Origin of the sequence: Actinoplanes sp. NPDC049802 (genome assembly GCF_040656595.1) — a bacterium.
Taxonomy (GTDB): Bacteria; Actinomycetota; Actinomycetes; order Mycobacteriales; family Micromonosporaceae; genus Actinoplanes.
Genome location: NZ_JBFAMR010000161.1, coordinates 1 through 4,048, shown reverse-complemented (window position 1 = coordinate 4,048; position 4,048 = coordinate 1). Strand labels below are relative to the sequence as shown.

General features: G+C 66.3%; 4 protein-coding genes and 1 pseudogene. 3 read left to right on the top strand and 2 right to left on the bottom strand.

Annotation, left to right across the window (positions count from 1 at the left end; all coding sequences use genetic code 11):
• Positions 1–72 precede the first annotated feature (72 nt).
• The gene (locus AB0I88_RS41035; RefSeq protein WP_361037674.1) at positions 73–246 is read right to left on the bottom strand and encodes a hypothetical protein; all 174 of its coding nucleotides are present in this window, start codon (positions 244–246) and stop codon (positions 73–75) included.
• A 392-nt stretch (positions 247–638) separates the two neighbouring features.
• On the opposite strand from AB0I88_RS41035, the gene AB0I88_RS41030 reads away from it, so the two are divergent.
• The 3 genes and pseudogenes from AB0I88_RS41030 (at position 639) to AB0I88_RS41020 (ending at position 2,025) form a co-directional block, all read left to right on the top strand.
• Positions 639–1,079 (top strand): replication-relaxation family protein, encoded by a 441-nt coding sequence (locus AB0I88_RS41030; RefSeq protein WP_361037676.1) that lies wholly within the window; start codon positions 639–641, stop codon positions 1,077–1,079.
• A pseudogene (locus AB0I88_RS41025) lies at positions 998–1,510 on the top strand (replication-relaxation family protein); the annotation flags it as partial. The gene AB0I88_RS41030 and the pseudogene AB0I88_RS41025, both read left to right, overlap by 82 nt.
• Entirely contained in the window at positions 1,462–2,025 is a 564-nt protein-coding gene (locus AB0I88_RS41020) for a hypothetical protein (RefSeq protein ID WP_361037672.1), read from the top strand. The pseudogene AB0I88_RS41025 and the gene AB0I88_RS41020, both read left to right, overlap by 49 nt.
• A 529-nt stretch (positions 2,026–2,554) precedes the next feature.
• On the opposite strand, the gene AB0I88_RS41015 is transcribed toward AB0I88_RS41020, so the two are convergent.
• A partial coding sequence (locus AB0I88_RS41015) for a non-reducing end alpha-L-arabinofuranosidase family hydrolase (protein WP_361037670.1) occupies positions 2,555–4,048 on the bottom strand: 1,494 nt, incomplete at its 5' end.

The following is a 4,048-nucleotide window of genomic DNA, read 5'->3' as shown; positions in this document are numbered from 1 at the left end:
GTCAACAGCAGTAGTCAACGCTCTCGATCCTGAACTCGCCCTGTCCGGCGGACTTGCTATGAACCGCTGGCCTCAACTCACCCTGGCAGACAGGGCCACGGCGGCGGCCGCGCCTGCGATGGCCAGCCGCCGCCGGTGGCGGATCCGGCCGCCTTGAAGCATTGCCATCCTCGCCATCTCGCCCGAGTCGACGCCGGGGTCGGCGCTCACCGCCAAGTCGAATTGCTGCCGCAGGTATGGCTCCATAACCACTCTCCTCATCTCGGCACCGTCTGCTTGATGAGACTGGGTGGACCTCCGTTTACGTCACACCCTGAGAACCCTGACGCAAGATCGCGGCCTCGACCGGCCTCCTATCTCCGGAAATCGTGACTTGGACTGCGTCATTACGAAACCGACCTGGCTCGCCGAAGCGTGGAACGTCAGTCCCAGCCCCCTTCCGTGCCTGACAGTGCAGGTCGGGACAGATGCCGCCAGACGCACGCATGTCCAGACAGACCCTTCTCTGAGGTCTCCCCGGGGTACCGCAGCAATGGAGAACGGAAGGTTCGATGCCTACGGACGAACTATTCCTGCGGGTCCAGTCCCGCCTTACCGACCGAGACCACGTCCTGCTCGGGTGGCTCGCCGACCACGGCGTGCTCACCTCGTTCCAGATCGCGCACGCCCTCTACCCGTCGCTGGACTTCGCCCAGCGGCAACTGCGCAAGCTGTGTCAGGTAGACCTACTGGCCCGGTTCCGCCCGTTCCGCGCCGAGGGCGGCACTCACCCCTACCACTACGTGCTCGGCCAGCTCGGCACCGAGATCGTGGCCATCGCCCGAGGCGAGGACCCGACCCGCAAGGACCAAGCGCGCCGCCATCGCTGGCGCTTGACCAACCGGCCAACCTGCCACACCTGCTCGGCATCAACCAGTTCTTCACCGACCTGGCCGGATACGCCCGCACCCACCCGTCGGCATCTCTCGACCGCTGGTGGCCGGCATCCCGCTACGCGAGCCGAAGCGCCTTTCTGGAGGAGGGCGACCTTCTGGAGGAGGGCGACCCGCCCACCCTGGCCGCCTATCTGCCGAAGGTAAGGCCGGACGCCCACGGCATCGGCTAGAACGGCGACCGCGTTGCCTTCTACCTGGAGTACGACACCGGCACCGAACTCCTGACAACCCTGATCGCCAAAGTCGAGGGCTATCGCGAGCTGGCCCACTCCACCGGCCGCACCCATCCCGTCCTGTTCTGGCTGCACTCATCCGTGCGGGAGCGGCATTTGCATCAACGTCTCACCGAGGCCGAGGTGCGATACCCGATCGCGACGGCGTCCGGCGACAACGCCGCACGGAGTGCGGCCAGCCCAGCCGACAGTCGATGGCTGGTCCACCGTGCCTCCATCGGCGGGCGGCGGCTTATCGAGCTCGGGGCGATGGGCTCGGATCCGGTTCTTCGGGGCCTTGGCAGAATCACGGCATGGGTGGTCTTGAGCTGGTCCTGGTGCTGCGTTACCGCAAGGCGGTGACGTACGGCTTTCACGCGCTGCTGGGTGCGCTCGGCCAGCATGAGACCGCCACCCGGTACGAGGTGCGTTTCGGGGAGGACGCCGAGAGCACGGCGCACCACATCCGGGAAGCCGTCGCCACCGGGGCACGGGTCTACGTGCTGTGGTCGTTCTATTCTCCGGACGCGGCCGCGCTCGCGGAGGAGTTGAAGCAGATCCGGGCGCTGGCAGACGCTCCGACCGTCACTCATCTGGCCGGGGGAGTGCACGCCACCGCCGAGCCGGTGCAGACACTCGACGCCGGCTGGGACATGGCGGCACTCGGCGAGGGCGAGTCGACCCTGCTGAGTCTGGTCGACGCGAAGGGCGATCCGGCGGGCATCACCGGCCTGGCCTACCGCGACGCCACCGGCGCGGTGAAGAAGACCGGCAAGGCGAAGCAGCGCGACCTCAACGACTTCCCCGGCTTCGCTCTCAAGTGGGACAAGTTCAACGCGCTCGAAATTACACGTGGATGTGTATTTTCGTGCCCGTAGCAACCTGAACTACTACATGTCACCCTGCCACGGGTACGCCGGTGCGGAGCATGCATCTGGCGGTTCACCGCTCGATGACGTCTGTCGCTCCACGCGATTGACCGGAATGCCCGTTACCGCCTGCTGCGGGAGCGCTAACCGGGGCGCTCCCGCACGGGCACTCAGTTGGACCAGGTGTATCCGGCCATGGCTGCGCCCGGACTGGCGAGGAGGGCCGCGATGGCGGCGATCAGGAAGGTCGTAATGGTCAGGACCACGGTTCGCAGACGCACATTGACTCCTCACGTCGAGGTGATCGTGCCGGTAAGGGCTGAGATTACCGAACCGTCGTGGAAGCCCGTACCCCTTGCCGATGACTGGTTGCCGATGCCCGCGGTTCCTGATGTTCGGCAACACTGAGAAGGCTGGCTTCGTTCTGCCCTTCCTCGGGTCGACGGCCGGACGTCTGCGCCTGGCCGGGCGAGCCGGAACGTGTCCGGCGCTTTGACAGCGCCGGACACGCTCGAGTGGTCAGCAGGTGGACTATGTTTCAGCGCTGCAGTGTCAGCACGCCCGGCCGCCACGGCAGCAGGTTGTAGTCGCCTCCCGCGCTGGGGTTTTTGCCCTGGTACAGGAGCTGGAGGTTGCACGGATCGATCGTCTTGGTCTGGTCGGGGTTGGTGCGGACCAGGTCACCGTGGCTGATGTCGTTGGTCCAGGTGGCGCCGCTGTTTGCCTTGCCGGCGAAGGGGTTGCTCTCCGTGGCCGCCTGAGGGGTCCACGAGCCGCCCAGGCTGCTGGACGTGAACGAACGGAAGTAGCGTCCCTGGCTCCCGATCGCCTCGACGATCATCAGGTACTGGTTCTGGCCCGCCACCTTGTAGACCTCGACGCCCTCGAACAGGTTGTCTCTCGTGTCGGTCATGATCGTCGTGTAGCTCGAGCCGAAGCTGCCCGGGAAGTTCCCGAGCGGCATGCTCGACCGGTAGATCTTGCCGTTGTCCCCGGCGAAGAACAGGTACATGTTCTGGTCGTCACCGATCAGGGTCTGGTCGATCACGCCGTACGGGGCGTCGGGGAGCGTCGCGGTGGAGAGCGTCTGCGGCGAGGACCAGCCGTTGGCGTTCGTCGGGTCGCTCGACGTCTTGTAGCTGAACGAGGTCGGTCCCCACTGGTACGCCAGCACCCAGATGTTCTTCGGAGCGAAGTACAGCAGCGTGGGCGCCACGGTGCCCTGGCTCATCGCGTTCTGGCCGGCCGAAGCCATGTCGGACCAGTTCGTGAAGGGGGTGAAGTTCATCGAGCTGTACTGGCCGCTGCTGTTGACGTACGACCCGTACACCAGGTGCTTGCCGTTGTGGACGACGTTGGTGAAGTCCTTCAGCGACACCCACCCGTTCTGGGGGTTCGCCAGCACGCCGGTCGACGACCAGCGGTACGACGACGGCAGCGAGCACGACTGACCCGAGGACTGCGACGGCGAGGCCGAGGCCGAGGGTGAGGAGCTGGAGCCACTGCCGAAGCTGGTCCGCCACTGCTGGTTGGTCTGGCCGTGGCAGTCGTACAGCTGGATCTGCTGGCCGTTGGCCGTGCCCCACACGTCCAGGCAGCGGCCGGACTGTACGCCGCTGATGGTGCCGTTGGAGTTGACGTTCCACTGCTGGTTGGGCTGGCCGTTGCAGTCCCAGATGATCACCGCGGTGCCGTTGGCCGTGGCCGCACCGTTCGCGTCGAGGCACTTGCTCCCGTACACCTGCAGCTGCTTGCCGGCGGTATAGGTCCACCGCTGCTGGGTCTGGCCGTGGCAGTCGTAGAGCTGCACTCGCGTGCCGTTGCTCTGCGACGCGTTCGGCACGTCGATGCACCGCCCGGACTGCACCCCGGCGATCGTGCCGGAGCCACCTGGCGTTCCCGGGCCCGGCGACGACGGGTTCGGGTTGACGCTGTTCAGGACGTTGAGCACCGAGGTGTACGCGGCCTTCTTGTTGCCGTTGCCGTCGAACAGCAGCGGGTTCTCCCCGGCCCGCCAGGAGTCGCTGTCCCG

Excerpts from the sequence above, each read along its gene's own strand:
- AB0I88_RS41020 (WP_361037672.1), top strand. The coding sequence starts at position 1,462 with ATGGGTGGTCTTGAGCTGGTCCTGGTGCTGCGTTACCGCAAGGCGGTG.
- AB0I88_RS41035 (WP_361037674.1), bottom strand. The coding sequence starts at position 246 with ATGGAGCCATACCTGCGGCAGCAATTCGACTTGGCGGTGAGCGCCGAC.